At 71.5% G+C, this 17,700-nt stretch carries 16 protein-coding genes; all 16 read right to left on the reverse strand.

Annotated features, from left to right (window positions below; translation table 11 throughout):
- Positions 1-24: 24 nt before the first annotated feature.
- Positions 25-576, reverse strand: a complete 552-nt coding sequence (gmk, locus tag ET989_RS06790) for a guanylate kinase (RefSeq protein WP_131167785.1) — start codon at positions 574-576, stop codon at positions 25-27.
- Entirely contained in the window at positions 573-884 is a 312-nt protein-coding gene (gene mihF, locus ET989_RS06795) for an integration host factor, actinobacterial type (RefSeq protein ID WP_131167786.1), read from the reverse strand. The genes gmk and mihF overlap by 4 nt, the downstream gene beginning before the upstream one ends.
- An 83-nt stretch (positions 885-967) precedes the next feature.
- Positions 968-1,774, reverse strand: coding sequence for an orotidine-5'-phosphate decarboxylase (gene pyrF, locus ET989_RS06800; RefSeq protein WP_131167787.1), 807 nt, complete (start codon positions 1,772-1,774; stop codon positions 968-970).
- The gene (locus ET989_RS06805) at positions 1,771-2,841 is read right to left on the reverse strand and encodes a quinone-dependent dihydroorotate dehydrogenase (protein WP_131167788.1); all 1,071 of its coding nucleotides are present in this window, start codon (positions 2,839-2,841) and stop codon (positions 1,771-1,773) included. Before ET989_RS06805 ends, pyrF begins: the two co-directional genes overlap by 4 nt.
- Complete coding sequence (carB, locus tag ET989_RS06810; protein WP_131167789.1) at positions 2,838-6,170, reverse strand: carbamoyl-phosphate synthase large subunit; 3,333 nt, start codon at positions 6,168-6,170, stop codon at positions 2,838-2,840. The genes ET989_RS06805 and carB overlap by 4 nt, the downstream gene beginning before the upstream one ends.
- A gap of 1 nt (position 6,171) precedes the next feature.
- On the reverse strand, positions 6,172-7,326 hold the full coding sequence (gene carA / locus ET989_RS06815; RefSeq protein ID WP_131167790.1) for a glutamine-hydrolyzing carbamoyl-phosphate synthase small subunit: 1,155 nt from the start codon (positions 7,324-7,326) through the stop codon (positions 6,172-6,174).
- 14 nt (positions 7,327-7,340) lie between these two features.
- A complete protein-coding gene (nusB, locus tag ET989_RS06820; RefSeq protein WP_131167791.1) occupies positions 7,341-7,787 on the reverse strand; it encodes a transcription antitermination factor NusB in 447 nt (148 codons plus the stop codon).
- A complete protein-coding gene (efp, locus tag ET989_RS06825) occupies positions 7,784-8,353 on the reverse strand; it encodes an elongation factor P (RefSeq protein ID WP_131167792.1) in 570 nt (189 codons plus the stop codon). Before efp ends, nusB begins: the two co-directional genes overlap by 4 nt.
- 36 nt (positions 8,354-8,389) lie before the next feature.
- Positions 8,390-9,076, reverse strand: coding sequence for an FMN-binding negative transcriptional regulator (locus tag ET989_RS06830; RefSeq protein ID WP_131167793.1), 687 nt, complete (start codon positions 9,074-9,076; stop codon positions 8,390-8,392).
- Positions 9,076-10,155, reverse strand: a complete 1,080-nt coding sequence (aroB, locus tag ET989_RS06835) for a 3-dehydroquinate synthase (RefSeq protein ID WP_131167794.1) — start codon at positions 10,153-10,155, stop codon at positions 9,076-9,078. Before aroB ends, ET989_RS06830 begins: the two co-directional genes overlap by 1 nt.
- Positions 10,152-10,661: a shikimate kinase gene (locus ET989_RS06840; RefSeq protein WP_131167795.1), complete on the reverse strand. Its 510-nt coding sequence runs from the start codon at positions 10,659-10,661 to the stop codon at positions 10,152-10,154. The genes aroB and ET989_RS06840 overlap by 4 nt, the downstream gene beginning before the upstream one ends.
- Positions 10,658-11,845, reverse strand: coding sequence for a chorismate synthase (gene aroC, locus ET989_RS06845; protein WP_131167796.1), 1,188 nt, complete (start codon positions 11,843-11,845; stop codon positions 10,658-10,660). The genes ET989_RS06840 and aroC overlap by 4 nt, the downstream gene beginning before the upstream one ends.
- A gap of 60 nt (positions 11,846-11,905) precedes the next feature.
- A complete protein-coding gene (gene mltG, locus ET989_RS06850) occupies positions 11,906-13,063 on the reverse strand; it encodes an endolytic transglycosylase MltG (protein ID WP_131167797.1) in 1,158 nt (385 codons plus the stop codon).
- Positions 13,060-13,542, reverse strand: coding sequence for a Holliday junction resolvase RuvX (gene ruvX / locus ET989_RS06855; protein WP_131167798.1), 483 nt, complete (start codon positions 13,540-13,542; stop codon positions 13,060-13,062). Before ruvX ends, mltG begins: the two co-directional genes overlap by 4 nt.
- On the reverse strand, positions 13,539-16,217 hold the full coding sequence (gene alaS, locus ET989_RS06860; RefSeq protein WP_131167799.1) for an alanine--tRNA ligase: 2,679 nt from the start codon (positions 16,215-16,217) through the stop codon (positions 13,539-13,541). Before alaS ends, ruvX begins: the two co-directional genes overlap by 4 nt.
- A gap of 90 nt (positions 16,218-16,307) precedes the next feature.
- Complete coding sequence (locus ET989_RS06865) at positions 16,308-17,675, reverse strand: replication-associated recombination protein A (protein ID WP_131167800.1); 1,368 nt, start codon at positions 17,673-17,675, stop codon at positions 16,308-16,310.
- Positions 17,676-17,700 lie beyond the last annotated feature (25 nt).

Genomic DNA, 17,700 nt, shown 5'->3' on the forward strand with positions numbered 1-17,700 from the left:
ACCTTCTCCACTCATGTGATGGGTCTACAAACTCAAGAAGCTTACCAGCTTGGCGACCGTGTCACCCAACTCGTCATTGACGATGACCTCGTCGAACTCCTCCGAGGCGGCGAGTTCGACCCGGGCGGTCTCCAGGCGGCGCGCCACCTGGTCGGGCGACTCGGTGCCCCGGCCCTCGAGGCGGCCGACCAGGGTGGACCAGTCCGGCGGGGAGAGGAACACGAAGCGCGCCTCCGGCAGGGTCTCGCGCACCTGGCGAGCACCCTGCAGGTCGATCTCGAGGATCACCGGACGCCCCTGCGCGGCCATCGCCCGCACGGGTTCGGCGGGCGTGCCGTAACGGTGGCGTCCGTGCACCACGGCCCACTCGAGCAGCCCGTCGTTGGCGACCATATCGTCGAACTCGGCCTCGGACGTGAACAGGTAGTGGACGCCGTCCACCTCGCCGGGGCGCGGTGGACGGGTCGTCGCCGAGACCGAGACCCACACCTCGGGGTGGGCCCGCTTGAGCCGCTGCACCACGGTCCCCTTGCCGACGCCTGCCGGCCCGGAGATGACCGTGATGCCGGGCGTCACTTGAACTCGGCCTTGAGGCCGGTCATTTGGTGGCGGCCCAGGCCGCGGACGCGCCGGTTCGCCGCGATGTCGAGCTTCTCCATCACCGCGGTCGCGCGCTTCTCGCCCACACGCGGGAGGGACTTCAACAGGTCGACGACCTTGACATGCGCGAGCACGTCGTCGCCCGACGCCTCGTCCAGCGCCGCACCCAGCGTGAGCGCACCGGTGCGCACCTTGGCCTTGAGCTCGGCACGGGCGCGACGGGCCTCGGTGGCGGCCGCACGGGCGGCCTGCAACTGCTCCGTGGTCAGCTGAGGAATGGACACTGCTCGTGCTCCCAACGTGGTCAAGGGACGGTGTTCTGGACTGGCTCCGCGCCCGAACTGCGGATTCGGTCAAATCTTAGCAATCACTCCGCAAGAAAAGTCGAAACCCTTCGTCGGAGAGCCTCTGCATCAGGACCTGCCTGCAGGATACCCCGCCCGACCATGGGGAGCACGTTGTCGAACGCTGCCCCGAACAAGCCCGGGAGATCCTCCATCCGCCCGCCCTGCGCGCCGATCCCCGGCACCAGGATGGACCCGTTGAAGTCGGAGACGTCGATGCCAAGGCTTCCGTGCGTTCCGCCCACCACCAGGCCGATCGCCCGCGTGCGGGCCCGGGTGTTCAGTTCCTTGGCCGCGTCGACGACCTCCTGGGCGACCGATCCGCCGCGGCCCAGGGCGAGTTGCACCTGGCCCCCCTCGGGGTTGGACGTGCGAGCGAGCACGTACACGCCCTTGTCGAAGGCGACGGCGCGTTCGAAGGCCGGCATGAGCGAGCCGAAGCCCAGGTAGGGCGACAGGGTCACGGCGTCGCCGGCCAGCGGTGAGTCCTTGCCGAGGTAGGCCTCGGCGTAGGCCTCCATGGTCGAGCCGATGTCCCCGCGCTTGGCGTCCACGATCGACAGGGCACCGGCCGCGCGGATGTCGGCCAGGACGCGCTCGAGCACGGCCATACCGGCCGAGCCGTAGACCTCGAAGAAGGCCGCCTGCGGCTTGAACACCGCCACGGTCTCCCCCAGCGCGTCCACGATCGTGCGGCAGTAGGTCTCCAGGCCGGACGCCGTGAGCGGCATGCCCCAGGACGACAGGAGGTTGGCGTGGGGATCGATGCCCACGCACAGGTTGCCGCGGGCGGCGACGACCTCCTTGAGACGCTGGCGGTAGGTGCTCATCCAACCTCCTCGTTGATGGCCCCGATCAGGGCGGGCCCCGCGTAAACGAAGCCAGTGTAGATCTGCACGAGGCTCGCGCCGGCGTCCAGCAGGGCGCGGGCGTCCGCCCCGGTCATGACCCCGCCGGAACCGATGACGGGCAGGTCGCAGTGCCCCGCGACGTACCCCACGACCGCGCGGGCGCGGGCGGTCAGCGGACGCCCCGACAGCCCGCCTGCCTCCTGCGCCAGGTGGGCGTCCGCGGGGGCGAGGCCGTCGCGCGACAGCGTCGTGTTGGTGGCGATCAGGCCCGACACGCCCGCGTCCGTCGCGGCTGCGAGCACCTCGTCGACCTGCGGCCAGGTGAGGTCCGGGGCGATCTTGACCAGGACCGGCACGGGCCGGGCGGCGTCGAGGGCGCGGGCTCGCTCGGTGAGGGCGCCGAGCAGTTCGGCGAGCGCTCCCCCGTCCTGCAGCGTGCGCAGACCGGGAGTGTTGGGGCTGGAGACGTTCACCGCGATGTAGTCCGCGTGCGGTTGCACGGCGTCGAAGGAGGTCAGGTAGTCGGCCACGGCGTCGGTGACCTCGACGACCTTGCTCTTGCCCAGGCTGATGCCCAGCGGGATGCCCGCCGCCCCGTTGCCGCGGTAGACCCCCTTTGACGCGAGCCGGTCCGCGAGCGCGCGGGCGCCGTGGTTGTTGAAGCCCATGCGGTTCACCAGGCCGCCGGATGCCGTGGCCCGGAACACGCGCGGGCGCGGGTTGCCCGGCTGCGGGATCGCCGTGACGGTGCCCAACTCGGCGAAGGCGAAGCCGAGGCGCTGCCACGCGAGCGCGGCGAGGCCGTCCTTGTCCATGCCGGCCGCCAGGCCGACCCGGCCCGGGAACCGGATGCCGGCCACCTCGACCGGGCTGGAGGGCGTCCGGGTGAGGGCTCCCACCAGCGACCGGGCGCCCGGCACGCGTGCCAGGGTCGCCAGGGCACCGATCATGTCCTCGTGGATGCGCTCGGGGTCGCCGCCGCGGGCCTTGAACAGGATCGGGCGCAGTGCCCGCTCGTACCCCGCCGACACCAGCGCGCGCCTCATGCCCGGCTCCGTGCGAGTTCGGCTGCGACATCGGCGTTCCAGGCCTGCAGGGGGCGGACGCCGACCTCCCCGGCCTGGGCGGCCTCGATGCCCTGCACGGCCGCCGAGAGGCCCTGCACGGTCGTGATGATGGGAATGTCCCGGAGGATGGCGGCCGAACGGATCGACCAGCCGTCGCGGCGGGGCTGTCCGTCCGAGCTGGCGCCCTGGGGGGTGTTGAAGATCAGGTCGACCTCGCCGGCGAGGATGGCGTCCACCACCGTGGGCTCGCCGTCCGCGCCGCGGCCCTGGTGTGCCTTGCGCAGGACGTCGGCGTAGATGCCGTTGCGGCGCAGCACCTGCGCGGTGCCGGCCGTGGCGACGATGCGGAAGCCGAGGTCGGCCAGCCGTTTCACCGGGAAGATCGCGTGCCGCTTGTCGCGGTTGGCGATCGACACGAAAGCGGTGCCCGACGTGGGCAGACCCCCGAAGCTCGCGGTCTGGCTCTTGGCGAAGGCGGTGCCGAACCGGGCGTCCAGCCCCATCACCTCGCCGGTCGACTTCATCTCGGGGCCGAGCAGTGAGTCCACCGAGAAGCCCTCGGCGGTGCGGAAACGGTTGAACGGCATCACGGCCTCCTTGACCGCGATCGGCCCGGAGTCGAGCAGGCTGGCGCCGTCCCCGGTCGCGCGCAGGACGCCGGCGGCCCGCAGGTCGGCGATGCTCTCCCCCAGCATGAGCCGCGCGCAGGCCTTGGCCAGCGGCGTCCCGGTCGCCTTGGAGACGAACGGCACCGTGCGCGAGGCGCGCGGGTTGGCCTCCAGCACGTAGAGGGTGTCGCCCTGCAGCGCGAACTGGATGTTGACCAGGCCACGGACGCCCACGCCTTTGGCGATCGCCTCGGTGGCCGTGCGGATGCGCTCGATGGCGTCGTCACCCAGCGTGATCGGTGGCAGGGTGCAGGCCGAGTCGCCGGAGTGGATGCCGGCCTCCTCGATGTGCTCCATGACGCCGCCGAGGTACAGGTCGGTGCCGTCGTAGAGGGCGTCCACGTCGATCTCGATGGCGTCGTCGAGGAAGCGGTCCACCAGCACGGGCTGCTGCGGGGTGATGAACGTGGCCCGCTCGATGTAGCCGGTCAGGGCGGCGTCGTCGTAGACGATCTCCATGCCGCGCCCGCCGAGCACGTAGCTGGGCCGGACGAGCACCGGGTAGCCGATGCGATGCGCGATCTCGACGGCCTGCGTGGCGCTCTGCGCCATTCCGTAGCGGGGCGCGGGCAGGCCGGCGGCCACGAGCACGTCGCCGAACGCGCCGCGCTCCTCGGCGAGGTTGATGGCCTCGGGGGTGGTGCCGACGATGGGCACGCCGTTGTCCTTCAGCGCCTGGGCGAGCTTGAGCGGGGTCTGCCCGCCGAGCTGGACGATGACGCCCGCCACCGGGCCCTTGTCCGCCTCGGCGTGGTAGACCTCCAGCACGTCCTCCAGCGTGAGCGGCTCGAAGTAGAGCCGGTCGGAGGTGTCGTAGTCGGTGGAGACGGTCTCGGGGTTGCAGTTGACCATCACCGTCTCGTAGCCGGCCTCGCGCAGCGCCATGGCGGCGTGTACGCACGAGTAGTCGAACTCGATGCCCTGCCCGATGCGGTTCGGCCCCGATCCGAGGATCAGGACGGCCGGCTTCGTGCGCGCGGCGACCTCGTCCTCCTCGTCGTAGGAGCTGTAGTGGTACGGAGTCCGGGCGGCGAACTCGGCCGCGCAGGTGTCGACGGTCTTGAACACCGGGTTGACCCCGAGCGCCCAGCGGACACCGCGGATCACCTCGTCGCTGGTGTTGCGCAGCAGGGCGATCTGGTGGTCGGACAGGCCCGTCCGCTTGGCCTTGCGGAGCACCGCGGGCGCCAGGTTGTCGTGGTCGCGGACGAGCTGGGCGACCTCCCAGACCGACGCGATCTGGTCGAGGAACCACGGGTCGATGCCCGTGGCGTCGTGTAGCTGGTCCACGGTCGCGCCGGCCCGGAAGGCGCGCATGACGAGCTGAAGGCGTCCGTCGTGCGGGCGGCCGACCCGGGACAGGATGTCCTCGAGCGGCTCGTCGACGGGCGAGGTGAAGTCGAACGGAGCCTTGGCGTCCTCCAGCGAGCGGAGAGCCTTGTTGAGCGCCTCGGTGAAGTTGCGGCCGATCGCCATCGCCTCGCCGACCGACTTCATGTGGGTGGTGAGCGTGTCGTCGGCGGTGGGGAACTTCTCGAACGCGAAGCGGGGCACCTTCACCACGACGTAATCGAGCGTCGGCTCGAACGAGGCCGGCGTCTGCTCGGTGATGTCGTTGGGGATCTCGTCGAGGGTGTAGCCGACCGCGACCTTGGCCGCGATCTTCGCGATCGGGAAGCCGGTGGCCTTGGACGCCAGCGCCGAGGACCGCGACACCCGCGGGTTCATCTCGATGACGACCATGCGGCCGTCGGCGGGGTTGACCGCGAACTGGATGTTGCAGCCGCCGGTGTCGACGCCCACCTCGCGGATGATCGCGATCGAGACGTCGCGCATCGCCTGGTATTCGCGGTCGGTCAGCGTCATGGCCGGCGCGACCGTGATGGAGTCGCCGGTGTGGACGCCCATCGGGTCGAGGTTCTCGATAGAGCAGATGATCACGACGTTGTCGGCCGCATCGCGCATCACCTCCAGCTCGTACTCCTTCCAGCCCAGGATCGACTCCTCGGCCAGCACCTCGGTGACCGGCGAGGCGGCCAGGCCGATGGCAGCCATCTCCCGCAACTCGGCCTCGTCGTGGGCGAAGCCCGAGCCGACGCCGCCCATGGTGAAGGACGGACGCAGCACGAGCGGGTAGCCGAGCTCGGACGCCGCCTCCAGCACCTCGTCGAGGGTGTGGCACACGAACGAGCGGGCGGACTCGGGGTGGGCGCCGGGCACGTCGAGGTTCGAGACGATCTCCTTGAACTTCTCCCGGTCCTCGCCGCGCTGGATGGCGTCGAAGTTGGCGCCGATCATCTCGACGCCGTACTTCGCCAGGACGCCCGACTCGTGCAGGGCGACCGCGGTGTTCAGGGCGGTCTGCCCGCCCAGGGTCGGCAGGATGGCGTCCGGTCGCTCGGCCGCGATCACCTTCTCGACCATCTCGGGGGTGATCGGCTCGATGTAGGTGGCGTCGGCGAACTCGGGGTCGGTCATGATCGTGGCCGGGTTGGAGTTGACCAGGATGACCCGGAACCCCTCCTCCCGCAGCACGCGGCACGCCTGCGTGCCGGAGTAGTCGAACTCGCAGGCCTGGCCGATGACGATCGGGCCCGAGCCGATCACCAGGATCGAGCTGATGTCGGTGCGCTTGGGCATGTCAGTTCTCCGTCCGGGTGGTCGAGCCTGTCGACGCCAGGACGGCGACGAAGCGGTCGAACAGGTACACCGAGTCGTGTGGGCCGGCGGCCGCCTCGGGGTGGTACTGGACGCTGAAGCCCAGGACCCGGCCCGACGCGTCGGTCAGCTCCAGGCCCTCCACGACGTCGTCGTTGAGGCACACGTGCGTCACGCGGGCGTCCCCCCAGCGGGTCGGGGTGTCGGCGTCCAGCGGCGCATCGACGGCGAACCCGTGGTTCTGGGCGGTGATCTCGACCGCCCCGGTGGCGCGGTCGAGCACCGGCACGTTGAGGCCGCGGTGCCCGTAGGTGAGCTTGTACGTGCCGAAACCGAGCGCGCGGCCGAAGATCTGGTTGCCGAAGCAGATGCCGAAGTACGGCAGGCCGGCGTCCAGCACGTCGGTGAGCAGGCCGACCGCCTCGTCGGCGGCGGCCGGGTCGCCCGGCCCGTTGCTGAAGAAGACGCCGTCGGCGCCGGTGGCGCGGATGTCGGCGAGCGTCGAGGAGGCCGGCAGCACGTGCACCTCGATGCCGCGGCGGGCCATCAGCTCGGGCGTCATTTCCTTGATGCCCAAGTCGATGGCGGCCACCGTGAAGCGCTTCTCACCGACGGCGGGGACGACCACGGGGGCGTCCACGGTCACGTCGCCGACGAGGTTGGCCCCGGCCATCGGTGGCTGCTCCAGCACGCGGGCGAGCAGCTTGTCGGCGTCCAGCTCGGTGGTGGAGATGCCGACCCGCATGGCGCCACGCTCGCGGAGGTGGCGGGTCAGCGCCCGGGTGTCGACCTCGGCGATGCCGACGACGCCCTGGGCGGCCAGCTCGTCAGCCAGGCTGCGGTTCGAGCGCCAGTTGGAGCGGACGCGGGCGGCGTCCCGGACCACATAGCCGGCGACCCAGATGCGGCGCGACTCGTCGTCCTCGTCGTTCCAGCCGGTGTTGCCGATGTGCGGCGCGGTCGCGACGACGACCTGGCGGCGGTAGCTCGGGTCGGTCAGGGTCTCCTGGTAGCCGGTCATGCCGGTGGAGAAGACGGCCTCGCCGAACGTCTCGCCGGGGGCCCCGAAGGACACTCCACGGAACGATCGGCCATCCTCGAGGACCAACAGGGCTGGTACGTCGACACGGGGTTCCATGGAGGTGTCCTTCCTCACGTTTGCTGGCTGTCCCCCGGGGTGGCCACCGCGAGCCGCTGGGCGGCCGCCGACAGCACGCCGTTCAGGAACGACGGGGATTCAGGGGTTGAGTACTCGGCGGCCAGACCGACCGCCTCGGAGATCGCCACGGCGGGCGGCGTGTCCGTGTGCGCGATCTCGTACAGGGCGATACGCGCGAGGTTGCGGTCGACGTGCGCGAGGCGGTCGACCGTCCAGGTGCCCGTCAGGGCGGCGGCGATGGCGGCGTCGAGCTCGTCGAGGTGCTCCAGCACCCCGTTGACCAGCTCGATGGTGAACGGTCGCACCGGCGGCTCGCCCAGGCCGATGCGCTCGGCCAGCGTGTCCGTGCCCGGGCGGTCCCGCAGCTCGCTCTCGTACAGGATGTCGAGGGCGCGCTTGCGGGCCTTCGTCCGGGTGGAGTTGTCGCGGTTCTGGGTCACCCGTTGACCCGGCCGAGGTAGCTGCCGTCGCGGGTGTCGACCTTGACCTTCGTGCCGGTCTCGATGAAGAGCGGCACCTGGATCTCCTTGCCGGTCTCCAGGGTGGCCGGCTTGGTGCCGGCGGAGCTGCGGTCGCCCTGCAGGCCGGGCTCGGTGTAGGTGATCTCGAGCTCGACCGAGGCGGGCAGGTCGATGTACAGCGGGTTGCCCTCGTGCGTGGCGACGATCGCGTTCTGGTTCTCGAGCATGTAGTCCTTGGCGTCGCCCACCGTCTCCTCGGAGATGTTGAGCTGCTCGAAGGTGTCGGTGTCCATGAACACGAACGCGTCGCCGTCGTGGTACAGGTACTGCATTTCGCGGCGGTCGACAGTGGCGCTCTCGACCTTGATGTCGGAGTTGAAGGTCTTGTCGACGATCTTGCCGCTGGTGACGTTCTTCAGCTTGCTGCGGACGACGGTGTTCCCCTTGCCCGGCTTGTGGTGCTGGAACCACTGGACCTGCCACAGCTGGCCGTCGATGACCAGAACGGTCCCGTTCTTGAGGTCGTTGGTCGAGATCGTGGGCATGGGAAGTCCTTCCGGCGTCGTTTCCGACGGGTCACTCTACCCGGTCTCGCGACCGGGACGCGCATCGGGCTCACCCAGGCGCCGGCCGGCCTTCACCTCGGCCATCAACCGGTAGCGCGCCTCGGCGTGCGGCAGGCTGATCTCGGCCATGGCGGACGCCAGCGCGTCCTCCCCGACGCCCTGCAGGCCCGCGATCACGCCGGCGATGTCCTCGGGTGCCCGGTTCTGGTTGAGCTTGGCCTTGGCCTCGATGCGGGCGATCGGCATCTCCAGCCCGACGATGGGCCGCAGCTGGCGGTCCCACTCCTCCTCGGTCAGCCCGGCCACGTACCCGTGTCGGTCGCCGAGGTCGAGGACGGCGGCGCGCACCCACTCGGGGTCGTCGTGGACCACCAGCGGCCCGTAGGCGTGCACCGTGACGTAGTTCCAGGTGGGCACCGAATGCTTCATCGCCTGGGAGGCGTACCAGTCCGGGTCGACGTAGCCGTCCGGGCCGCTCAGGATGGCCAGGGCGTCCCCGAGCCCGGTGTCGCGCCACTGTTCGTTGGTGCGCGTGACGTGGAACACGAGCGTTCCGAGCCCCCCGCCCGGGCGGTGGAGGACCGGCAGCAGGGTCGCGACCGGTCCGGACGGGTGCGCCGTGACGAGTTGGGCGGTCCGGGCGCCCGCCAACAGGTCGGCCGCGCGGTCGGCCCCCAACTCGAAGTGGCGGGGCGTGTACATCAGCGCGTCAGCTGGTCGTAGGTGTCGGCCAGGACGCCCTCGTCGGGGGCCTCGGCGATGAACGGCCGGGCGACGTCGTCGAGCAGCACGAACCGCAGGGAGCCGCCACGCGACTTCTTGTCCAGATTCATGGTGGCGCGCAGCTCGTCCCAGACGCCGGCTTCGTAGGTCAGCGGCAGCCCGACCCCGCCGAAAACGGAGCGGTGGCGCTCGACGAACGCGGCGTCCGCGTGGCCCAGGTTGGCCGACAGCAGCGCGGCGAACTGCGAGCCGATGGAGACCGCGTGGCCGTGCGGCATCGTGTAGCGCTCGCGCCGCTCGATGGCGTGGGCCAGCGTGTGGCCGTAGTTGAGCAGCTCGCGGCCCACGGCGTCGCCGACGCTGGTGCGCTCGCGCAGGTCGCCGGACACGACGGACGCCTTCACCTCCATCGAACGGACGACGGCCTCGGTCAGCTCGTCGCTGCCCGCGCGCAGGAGCGCGTCGGGCGCGGTCTCGAACAGCTCGAGGGTGCGCTCGTCGGCGATGAAGCCGTGCTTGGCCATCTCGGCCAGCCCGCCGCGCAGGTCGTCCACAGGGAGCGAGGTGAGGAAGTCGAGGTCGGCCAGTACCGCCTTCGGCTCCCAGAAGGCCCCGACGAGGTTCTTGCCGGCCTTGAGGTTGATGCCGGTCTTGCCGCCGACGGCGGCGTCCACCATGGCGAGGAGGGTGGTGGGCACCGACACGTACCGGACGCCGCGCAGCCACGTCCCGGCGACGAAGCCGGCCAGGTCGGTGGTCGCTCCCCCGCCGAGCCCGACGACGGCGTCCGAACGGGTGAAGCCCTCATCCGCCAGCACCTGCCAGCAGCCGTCCAGGACGCGGGTGGTCTTGGCCTTCTCGCCCTTGGGCAGCTGAATGAGGGTGACCTCGGCGTCCAGCCCGGCGGCCAGCTCCGCGGCGCGCTCGCGCAGCACCTTGGGGTGCAGGATCGCCACCTTGGCGGCGCCGCCGACAGCCTCGCCCAGCCCGGCGACCACGCCGTGGCCGACGGCCACGTCGTAGGGGCTGGCGGTGTTCACGCGGACGACCTGGCTCATGCGGCGGGCTCCTGCAGCAGGGTGATGATCTCGTCGACGACCTCGCCCGGCTGGCGGCCGGAGGTGTCGACGTGATGGCGGCCGACGGCCGCGTAGACCGGCGTGCGGGCGCGCAGCATCTTGATGAGCGTGCCCCGGATGCCCCCGCCGGCGAGCAGCGGGCGGCTGTCGTCCAGGCCGATGCGCTTGAACGCGTCGTGGGCGTCCACCTTGAGCCAGACCGTCCGGACGTCGGCCAGCGCCTCGGCGATCGCCGGGGTGAGCGGGGCGCCGCCGCCGAGGCTGACCACGCCGTCGCCGACGAGGAGCGACAAGGTGGCGTCCCTCTCGATGGCGCGGAAGGCCTCCTCCCCGTCGTCGGCGAAGATCTCGCGGACGAGCTTGCCGTGCATCCGCTCGATCTCGGTGTCGACGTCGAAGAAGGGCAGGCGCAGCCGCTCGGCCAGCAGGGCACCGACCGTCGACTTGCCGGAGCCGGGGGCGCCGATCAGGGCGATCGTCGTCACGCCAGCCCCCTCTCGGCGAGGCGGTCGAGGTACGCGCGGTGGTTGCGGGAGGTCTCCGCCAGCGAGTCGCCGCCGAACTTGTCGAGCATCAGCTCGGCCAGCACGAGCGCCACCATGGCCTCGGCGACCACGCCGGCGGCCGGGACGGCGCACACGTCGGAGCGCTGGTGGTGGGCCTGGGCGGGCTCCAAGGTCGTGGTGTCGACGGTGCGCAGGGCGCGCGGGACGGTGGCGATCGGCTTCATGGCCGCGCGGACGCGTAGCAGCTCGCCCGTGCTCATGCCGCCCTCGGTGCCGCCGGAGCGGTTGCCGGTGCGGGCGATGTGGTCGCCGTCCAGCACCATCTCGTCGTGGGCGAGGGAACCGCGGGTGCGGGCGAGCTCGAACCCGTCCCCGACCTCCACGCCCTTGATGGCCTGGATGCCCATGAGGGCGCCGGCCAGGCGGGCGTCGAGGCGGCGGTCTCCCTGGATGTGGGAGCCCACCCCGGGCGGCAGGCCCGTCACCACAACCTCGACAACGCCACCGAGGGTGTCGCCGTCGGCCTTGGCGGCGTCGATCTCGGCGAGCATGCGGGCCGAGGAGTCGGCGTCGAAGCAACGCACCGCGTCAGCGTCGATGGCGTCGCGGTCGGCGAAGGTCGGCAGGCGGTCTCCGGTGGAGGCAACGGAACCGATCTCGACGACGTGGCTGACGAGGCGGACGCCGTAGGCCTGGTCGAGGAAGTTGCTGGCGACGCGACCCAGCGCGACGCGCGCGGCGGTCTCGCGGGCTGAGGCGCGCTCGAGGATGGGGCGGGCCTCGTCCCACTCGTACTTCTGCATGCCGGCCAGGTCGGCGTGCCCCGGGCGGGGGCGCGTGAGCGCGGCGTTCCGGGCCTGGGCAGCCAGCACCTCGGGGTCGACCTCGTCGGGTGACATGACCGTCTCCCACTTGGGCCACTCGGTGTTGCCCACGACGATCGCGATCGGGGAGCCCAGAGTCTCCGCGTGCCGGACGCCGGTGAGCACCGTCACCTCGTCGGCCTCGAACTTCATCCGCGCGCCCCGGCCCACCCCGAGCCTGCGCCGCGCGAGGGCGTCCGCCAAGTCGTCGGAGGTCACGCGGACGTGCGAGGGGATCCCCTCGATCGTCGCCACCAGGGCGCGGCCATGGGATTCTCCGGCGGTCAACCAACGCAGCATGCCGGCCAGTCTTTCACGCCAACCGGGCCGCCCCCGTGCCACGCACGTGGGGCGGACGGGTCACTGGCAACGGCCGGGGGCTTGGGTGCGGCACCACACCTGGAGCTTCTGCGCCGAGGCGTTGTGGGCGGCCAGGTTGTCGTTGAACTCGGTCTCGCCGGTGTCGAGGTTGACGACGACGAAGTAGAGCCAGTTGCCCTCGGCCGGGTTCACGGCCGCGTCCATCGCGGCGCGGGCGGGCGAGGTGATCGGGCCGGGGATCCAGCCGGTGACCTTGTAGGTGTTGTACGGGGAGTCCGAGGCGCGCTCGGCTTCGGTGGTGAACACCCGGCCGGTGATGTTGTTGGCGTAGGCGACCGTGGCGTCCGACTGCAGCGGCATGCCCTGCTCGAGCCGGTTGTAGAAGACGCGGGCCACCTTGGCCCGGTCCTCGTTGGTGACGGCCTCGCGCTCGACGAGGCTGGCCATGGTGAGCGCCTTGTAGGCGTCGCCGGCCGGGGAGGCGGCGGCCTTGTTCTCGAAGTCGAGGTCGGCAGCGACGCGCTTGAACTGGTCGACGGCGGGCTTCATCACCGCCAGCGCGGTCGGGTCCTGGCCCACCTCGTAGGTGTCGGGGAACAGGAAGCCCTCCGGGCGTCCTTCGGCCCACTCGGGCAACTCGAGCTGGGCCGGGTCGGCCAGAACGGCCTCGAAGTCGGCCTGCGGGAGGCCCGTGAGCTCGGCCAGGGAGGCCACCTGCTCGCTGAGCCGCTGGCCCTCGCGGAGCTGGATCATGTTGCGCACGATGTTGTTCGGGTCGACGAGACGGTCGAAGGCGGCCTCGGCCGAGATCTGCGTGCGCATGCGGTACGTGCCGGCCTGCACCTTGGCGGCCTCGTCCGGACGCGTGCGCGCGTACTGGCGGAAGGTGTCGGAGGACTTGATGACGTCGGCGTCCTGCAGCACCTGGCCGATCTGGGCCATCGTCGCGCCGCGGGGCACCTCGACCTCGACGTCGGCCAAGCCATCGGCGCCGAGGTAGTCCTCGGCGGTGCGGAACTCCATGAAGGACTCCCAGGCGCGGGTGCCGACGAACCAGCCGCCGCCGATGAGGACGGCCAGCGCCACCAGCACGGCCATCCAGCCCTTCAAGCGGTGGCGCACCTCTGCGGTGTCCCACGCGCCGGTCTCGGGGTCCCGGAGGGTGTCACGGCGACGCGCCCGGCGAGGCTCGGTCATTGGTTTCCCTTTCCTTCGATCCGCTCCCCTGCGCGCGCGCCGGTCAGGCGCTCCGTGTCGAGAGCGTGGTTCAAGATTGCCACGGCGGCGGCCTGGTCGATGACGCCCCGCTGGCTCTTGGCCGAGCGTCCGGCCTCCCGCAGCTGCCGGGTCGCGGACACGGTGGTCATCCGCTCGTCGACGAGGCGCACCTCCAGCGGTGCGAACGCCGTGGCCAGCCAGCGCGCCTGCCCGCGCGCCTTCGCCGCCGACTCCCCCTCGGCGCCCTTCAGGTGCCGCGGCAGGCCGAGGTAGGCGACGACGGGCGCGTGCTCGTCGATGATCGCGCCGAGGCGGTCGCGGACCACCCGCGCGTCCTGCGCGGGGCTGATCGTCTCGACCGGGAACGCGAGCACGCCAGCGGCATCGCAGGCCGCGACGCCGATGCGCGCCACGCCCCAGTCGATGCCGAGCCGGACGCCGACGAGGTCGTCGGTCATGCGGTCGCGAGCGCCTGCCGGATCGCGGCCAGCGCGTCGGCCGCGCCCGCGGCGTCCGAGCCACCGCCCTGGGCGAGGTCGTCCTTGCCGCCGCCCCTGCCGCCGAGCAGCGGGGCCGCCACGCCGACCAGCTGGCCGGCGCGGGCGCCCGCGTCGCGGGCCGCCCGGGTGGTGGCCACGATCACGACAGGCTTGGCGTCCCCACCGATGAGGGCGACGACCGCGGGCTCGTTCGAGAGCTTGTCGCGCAGGCTCATGGCAAGGGTGCGCAGATCGGCGCCGCCGACGCCCGGCAGCTCGCGGGCGACCAGCTTGACCCGGCCGACGTCCGACGCCGTCGCCGCCAGCGCGTCGAGGTTGCCGAGCAGCTGCGCGGTGCGAAGGTCGGCGATCTCCTTCTCGGCGGCCTTCAGCTGCGCGAGCAGCTTCCCGACGCGGTCGACGAGCTGGTCGGGCTGGGTCTTCAGCGTGTCGGCCAGGGTGCTGACGAGGGCGCGCTCGGCCGCGAAGCGGTTGAAGGCGTCCGCGCTGACGAGCGCCTCGACGCGGCGGATGCCGGAGCCGACCGACCCCTCGCCGAGAAGGTTGACCAGGCCGATCTGGGCGGTCGAAGCGACGTGGGTGCCGCCACAGAGCTCGCGGCTCCAGGCGCCGTTGAGCTCGACGAGGCGGACGATGTTGCCGTACTTCTCGCCGAACATGGCCTGCGCGCCGAGCGCCTTGGCCTCGTCGATCGGCATCTCCCGGTCGGTGACCGCGAAATTGTCGCGCACCGCCTGATTGACGATGCCCTCCAGCTCGGCCTTGGCGTCGGTCGACAGGCCCTGGGTGGCGTTGAAGTCGAAGCGCAGGTAGCCGGGCTTGTTGTAGGAGCCCGCCTGGTGCGTCGCGTCACCCAGCATCTGGCGCAGGGCGGCGTTCACGATGTGGGTGGCGGTGTGGGCCTGGCAGGCCGCGAGGCGGGCCGCCGGGTCCACCTGCGCCAGCACCTCCGCGCCCGCCGCGAGTTCGCCCTCGGTGACCAACGCCTTGTGCACGGTCAGGCCCTGGACGGGGCGCTGCACGTCGAGCACCTCGAGCGAGAGCCCGGGCGCGGTGAGGACGCCCGCGTCGGCGTCCTGGCCGCCGGCCTCGGCGTAGAACGGGGTCTCGGCCAGCACGACCTCAACCTCGTCACCCGGCTGGGCCGCCGGGACGAGCGCGCCATCGCGGACGATGCCGCGCACACGGCTGGGCACCGTGAGGTCGGTGTAGCCGAGGAAGGGGGTCTCGCCCGCCTCGCGCAGCGTCCGGTACGCCTCGGTGTTGTGCGCGCCGCCCTTCTTGGCGCGGGCGTCCGCCTTGGCGCGGTCCTTCTGCTCCTGCATGAGGCGCTTGAACTCGCCCTGGTCGACCGACAGGCCGGCCTCGGCCGCCATCTCCAGGGTGAGGTCGATCGGGAAGCCGTAGGTGTCGTGGAGCTGGAAGGCCTGGTCGCCCGGAAGCGTGCCGGCGCCGGAGTCCTTCGCTCGCTTCACGGCGACGTCGAAGATTTGCGTCCCCGCGGTCAGGGTGCGGCGGAAGGCGTCCTCCTCCGCGTAGGCCGTGGTGGAGACACGCTCCCACTGGGAGGTGACGTCGGGGTAGGACTCCTCCATGAGTCCCTTGCTGATCGGCAGCAGATCGGGCAGCACGGGGTCGTGGACGCCGAGCAGGCGCATCGCGCGGACGCTGCGGCGCAGCAGGCGGCGCAGCACGTAGCCGCGTGCCTCGTTGCCCGGGGTGACGCCGTCGGTCATCAGCATGAGGCCGGAGCGGACGTGGTCGGCGACCACGCGCATGCGCACATCGTCGTCGTGGTTGGCGCCGTACGTCTTGCCCGACAGCTCGGCCGCCTTCGCGATCACCGGGAAGACCTGGTCGATCTCGTAGAGGTTGTCCTTGCCCTGGAGCAGGTACGCCACGCGCTCCAAGCCCATGCCGGTGTCGATGTTCGGCTTCGGCAGCGGGCGGAGCACGTCGAAGTCGTCCTTCGCTCGGACGGCCGAGAGCTCCTGCTGCATGAAGACCAGGTTCCAGATCTCCAGAAAGCGGTCCTCGTCGACGACCGGGCCACCCTCGGGGCCGTACGCGGGGCCGCGGTCGATGTAGATCTCGGAGCAGGGGCCGCCCGGGCCGGGAACGCCCATGTTCCAGTAGTTGTCCTTGAGGTCGCGGCGCTGGATGCGCTCGTCGGGCAGGCCCACGGACTTCCACAGCGCGACAGCCTCGGCGTCGCCGTCGGGGAAGTCGGGGTGGTGGCCGGGGCCGAGCACGGTGACCCAGACCTTGTCGGGGTCGAAGCCCAGCCCGCCGTCGTCGACCGAACCGGTGACGAGCTTCCAGGCGTGCTGGATCGCCCCCTCCTTGAAGTAGTCACCGAAGGAGAAGTTGCCGTTCATCTGGAAGAACGTGCCGTGACGGGTCGTCTTGCCGACCTCCTCGATGTCGAGGGTCCGCACGCACTTCTGGCAGCTGGTGGCAGTGTCGTAGGGCGCGTCCTCCGCGCCGGTGAAGTACGACTTGAACGGCACCATGCCCGCGTTGACGAACAGCAGGGTGGGGTCGTTGTAGACCAGCGACGCCGACGGCACCAGCGTGTGCCCGGCCTGGACGAAGTGGTCCAGGAACCGACGTCGGATCTCCGCGGTCTTCATGTGCTTGCTGCCCCTCACATCGAAACCGCCCACGCGGTGCGGGCGGACGCCCCATGATACGACGGACGCGCCCCGTTCCCGACCCGCGCGTCAGTCGCGCCCGAGCAGCGACCGGATGGCGGCGAGGCGCTCAGCGATCTGCGCCTCGTTCCCGTGGGTTGTCGGCTCGTAGTAGCGGGCCTGGGCGAGGTCGTCGGGCAGGTACTGCTGGGCGGCCACCGCGTGTGGCGCGTCGTGGGCGTACTGGTAGCCCTTCCCGTGCCCCAGCGCCTTGGCGCCGGCGTAGTGGGCGTCGCGCAGGTGCGACGGTACGGGGCCGCCCTTGCCTGCGGCGACGTCGGCCTGCGCGGCGTTGATCGCGGCGTAGGACGCGTTCGACTTCGGCGCCGTCGCGCAGGCGACCACCGCTTGGGCGAGCACGAGGCGTCCCTCGGGCATGCCGATGAGCTGGACGGCCTGCGCCGCGGCCACGCACGTCTGGAGCACCGAGGGGGCGGCCATGCCGACGTCCTCGCTGGCCAGGATGATGAGGCGCCGGGCGATGAAGCGGGGATCCTCCCCGCCGGCGAGCATGCGGGCCAGGTAGTGCAGCCCGGCGTCCACGTCGGAGCCGCGGATCGACTTGATGAACGCGCTGATGACGTCGTAGTGCTGGTCGCCGTCCCGGTCGTAGCGGACTGCGGCCTTGTCGACGGCCAGTTCGACCGCCTCGGGGGTGATCGTGCTGGCACCGAGGGCGGACGCCGACGCCGCCGCCTCCTCGAGGTAGGTCAGCGAGCGCCGGGCGTCCCCGCCGGCGAGCCGGACGAGCGTGGCGCGGGCGTCCGCGTCGAGGTCGTAGGTGCCGCCCTCGGGGGTACGGAGGCCGCGCTCGTCGCCGAGCGCCCGGTCGAGCAGGGCGTTGACGTCGTCGTCGGTCAGCGGCCTGAGCGTGAGCAGCAGGGAGCGCGACAGCAGCGGCGAGATCACCGAGAACGACGGGTTCTCCGTGGTGGCGGCGATCAGGGTGACCAGGCGGTTCTCGACGGCGGGCAGCAGAACGTCCTGCTGGGCCTTGTTGAAGCGATGCACCTCGTCGACGAACAGGACGGTGCCGCGGCCGCGGGCGAGCTCGCGCTTGGCGGCGTCCAGCTCGGCGCGTACCTCCTTGACGCCCGCGGTGACGCCCGACAGTTCGACGAAGCGGCGGTTGGTGGCCTGCGAGACCACCGAGGCGATCGTCGTCTTGCCCACCCCGGGCGGGCCCCAGAGGAACACCGACATGGGCTGACCTTCGGCGAGGCGCTTCAGCGGTGACCCGGGGCCGAGCAGGTGCTGCTGCCCGACGATCTCGTCCAGGGTCCGGGGGCGCAGGCGCACGGCCAGAGGTACGTCGTCGTGGCCGGCGCTCGACAGGGAGCCGCCCGTGCGCGCCGCGGGGGCGTCGCTGGGGTCGGGGTTGCCGAAGAGGTCCGTCACCCGTCCGACGCTACCGCAACGACCA

It is taken from the genome of Propioniciclava sinopodophylli, assembly GCF_004324755.1.
Taxonomy (GTDB): domain Bacteria; phylum Actinomycetota; class Actinomycetes; order Propionibacteriales; family Propionibacteriaceae; genus Propioniciclava; species Propioniciclava sinopodophylli.

Coding starts and splice junctions, on each gene's coding strand:
- ET989_RS06805 (WP_131167788.1), bottom strand. CDS start 2,841: ATGAGGCGCGCGCTGGTGTCGGCGGGGTACGAGCGGGCACTGCGCCCG.
- mltG (WP_131167797.1), bottom strand. CDS start 13,063: ATGACCGAGCCTCGCCGGGCGCGTCGCCGTGACACCCTCCGGGACCCC.
- efp (WP_131167792.1), bottom strand. CDS start 8,353: ATGCCCACGATCTCGACCAACGACCTCAAGAACGGGACCGTTCTGGTC.
- carB (WP_131167789.1), bottom strand. CDS start 6,170: ATGCCCAAGCGCACCGACATCAGCTCGATCCTGGTGATCGGCTCGGGC.
- aroB (WP_131167794.1), bottom strand. CDS start 10,155: ATGAGCCAGGTCGTCCGCGTGAACACCGCCAGCCCCTACGACGTGGCC.
- pyrF (WP_131167787.1), bottom strand. CDS start 1,774: ATGAGCACCTACCGCCAGCGTCTCAAGGAGGTCGTCGCCGCCCGCGGC.
- ET989_RS06830 (WP_131167793.1), bottom strand. CDS start 9,076: ATGTACACGCCCCGCCACTTCGAGTTGGGGGCCGACCGCGCGGCCGAC.
- carA (WP_131167790.1), bottom strand. CDS start 7,326: ATGGAACCCCGTGTCGACGTACCAGCCCTGTTGGTCCTCGAGGATGGC.
- alaS (WP_131167799.1), bottom strand. CDS start 16,217: ATGAAGACCGCGGAGATCCGACGTCGGTTCCTGGACCACTTCGTCCAG.
- ruvX (WP_131167798.1), bottom strand. CDS start 13,542: ATGACCGACGACCTCGTCGGCGTCCGGCTCGGCATCGACTGGGGCGTG.
- aroC (WP_131167796.1), bottom strand. CDS start 11,845: ATGCTGCGTTGGTTGACCGCCGGAGAATCCCATGGCCGCGCCCTGGTG.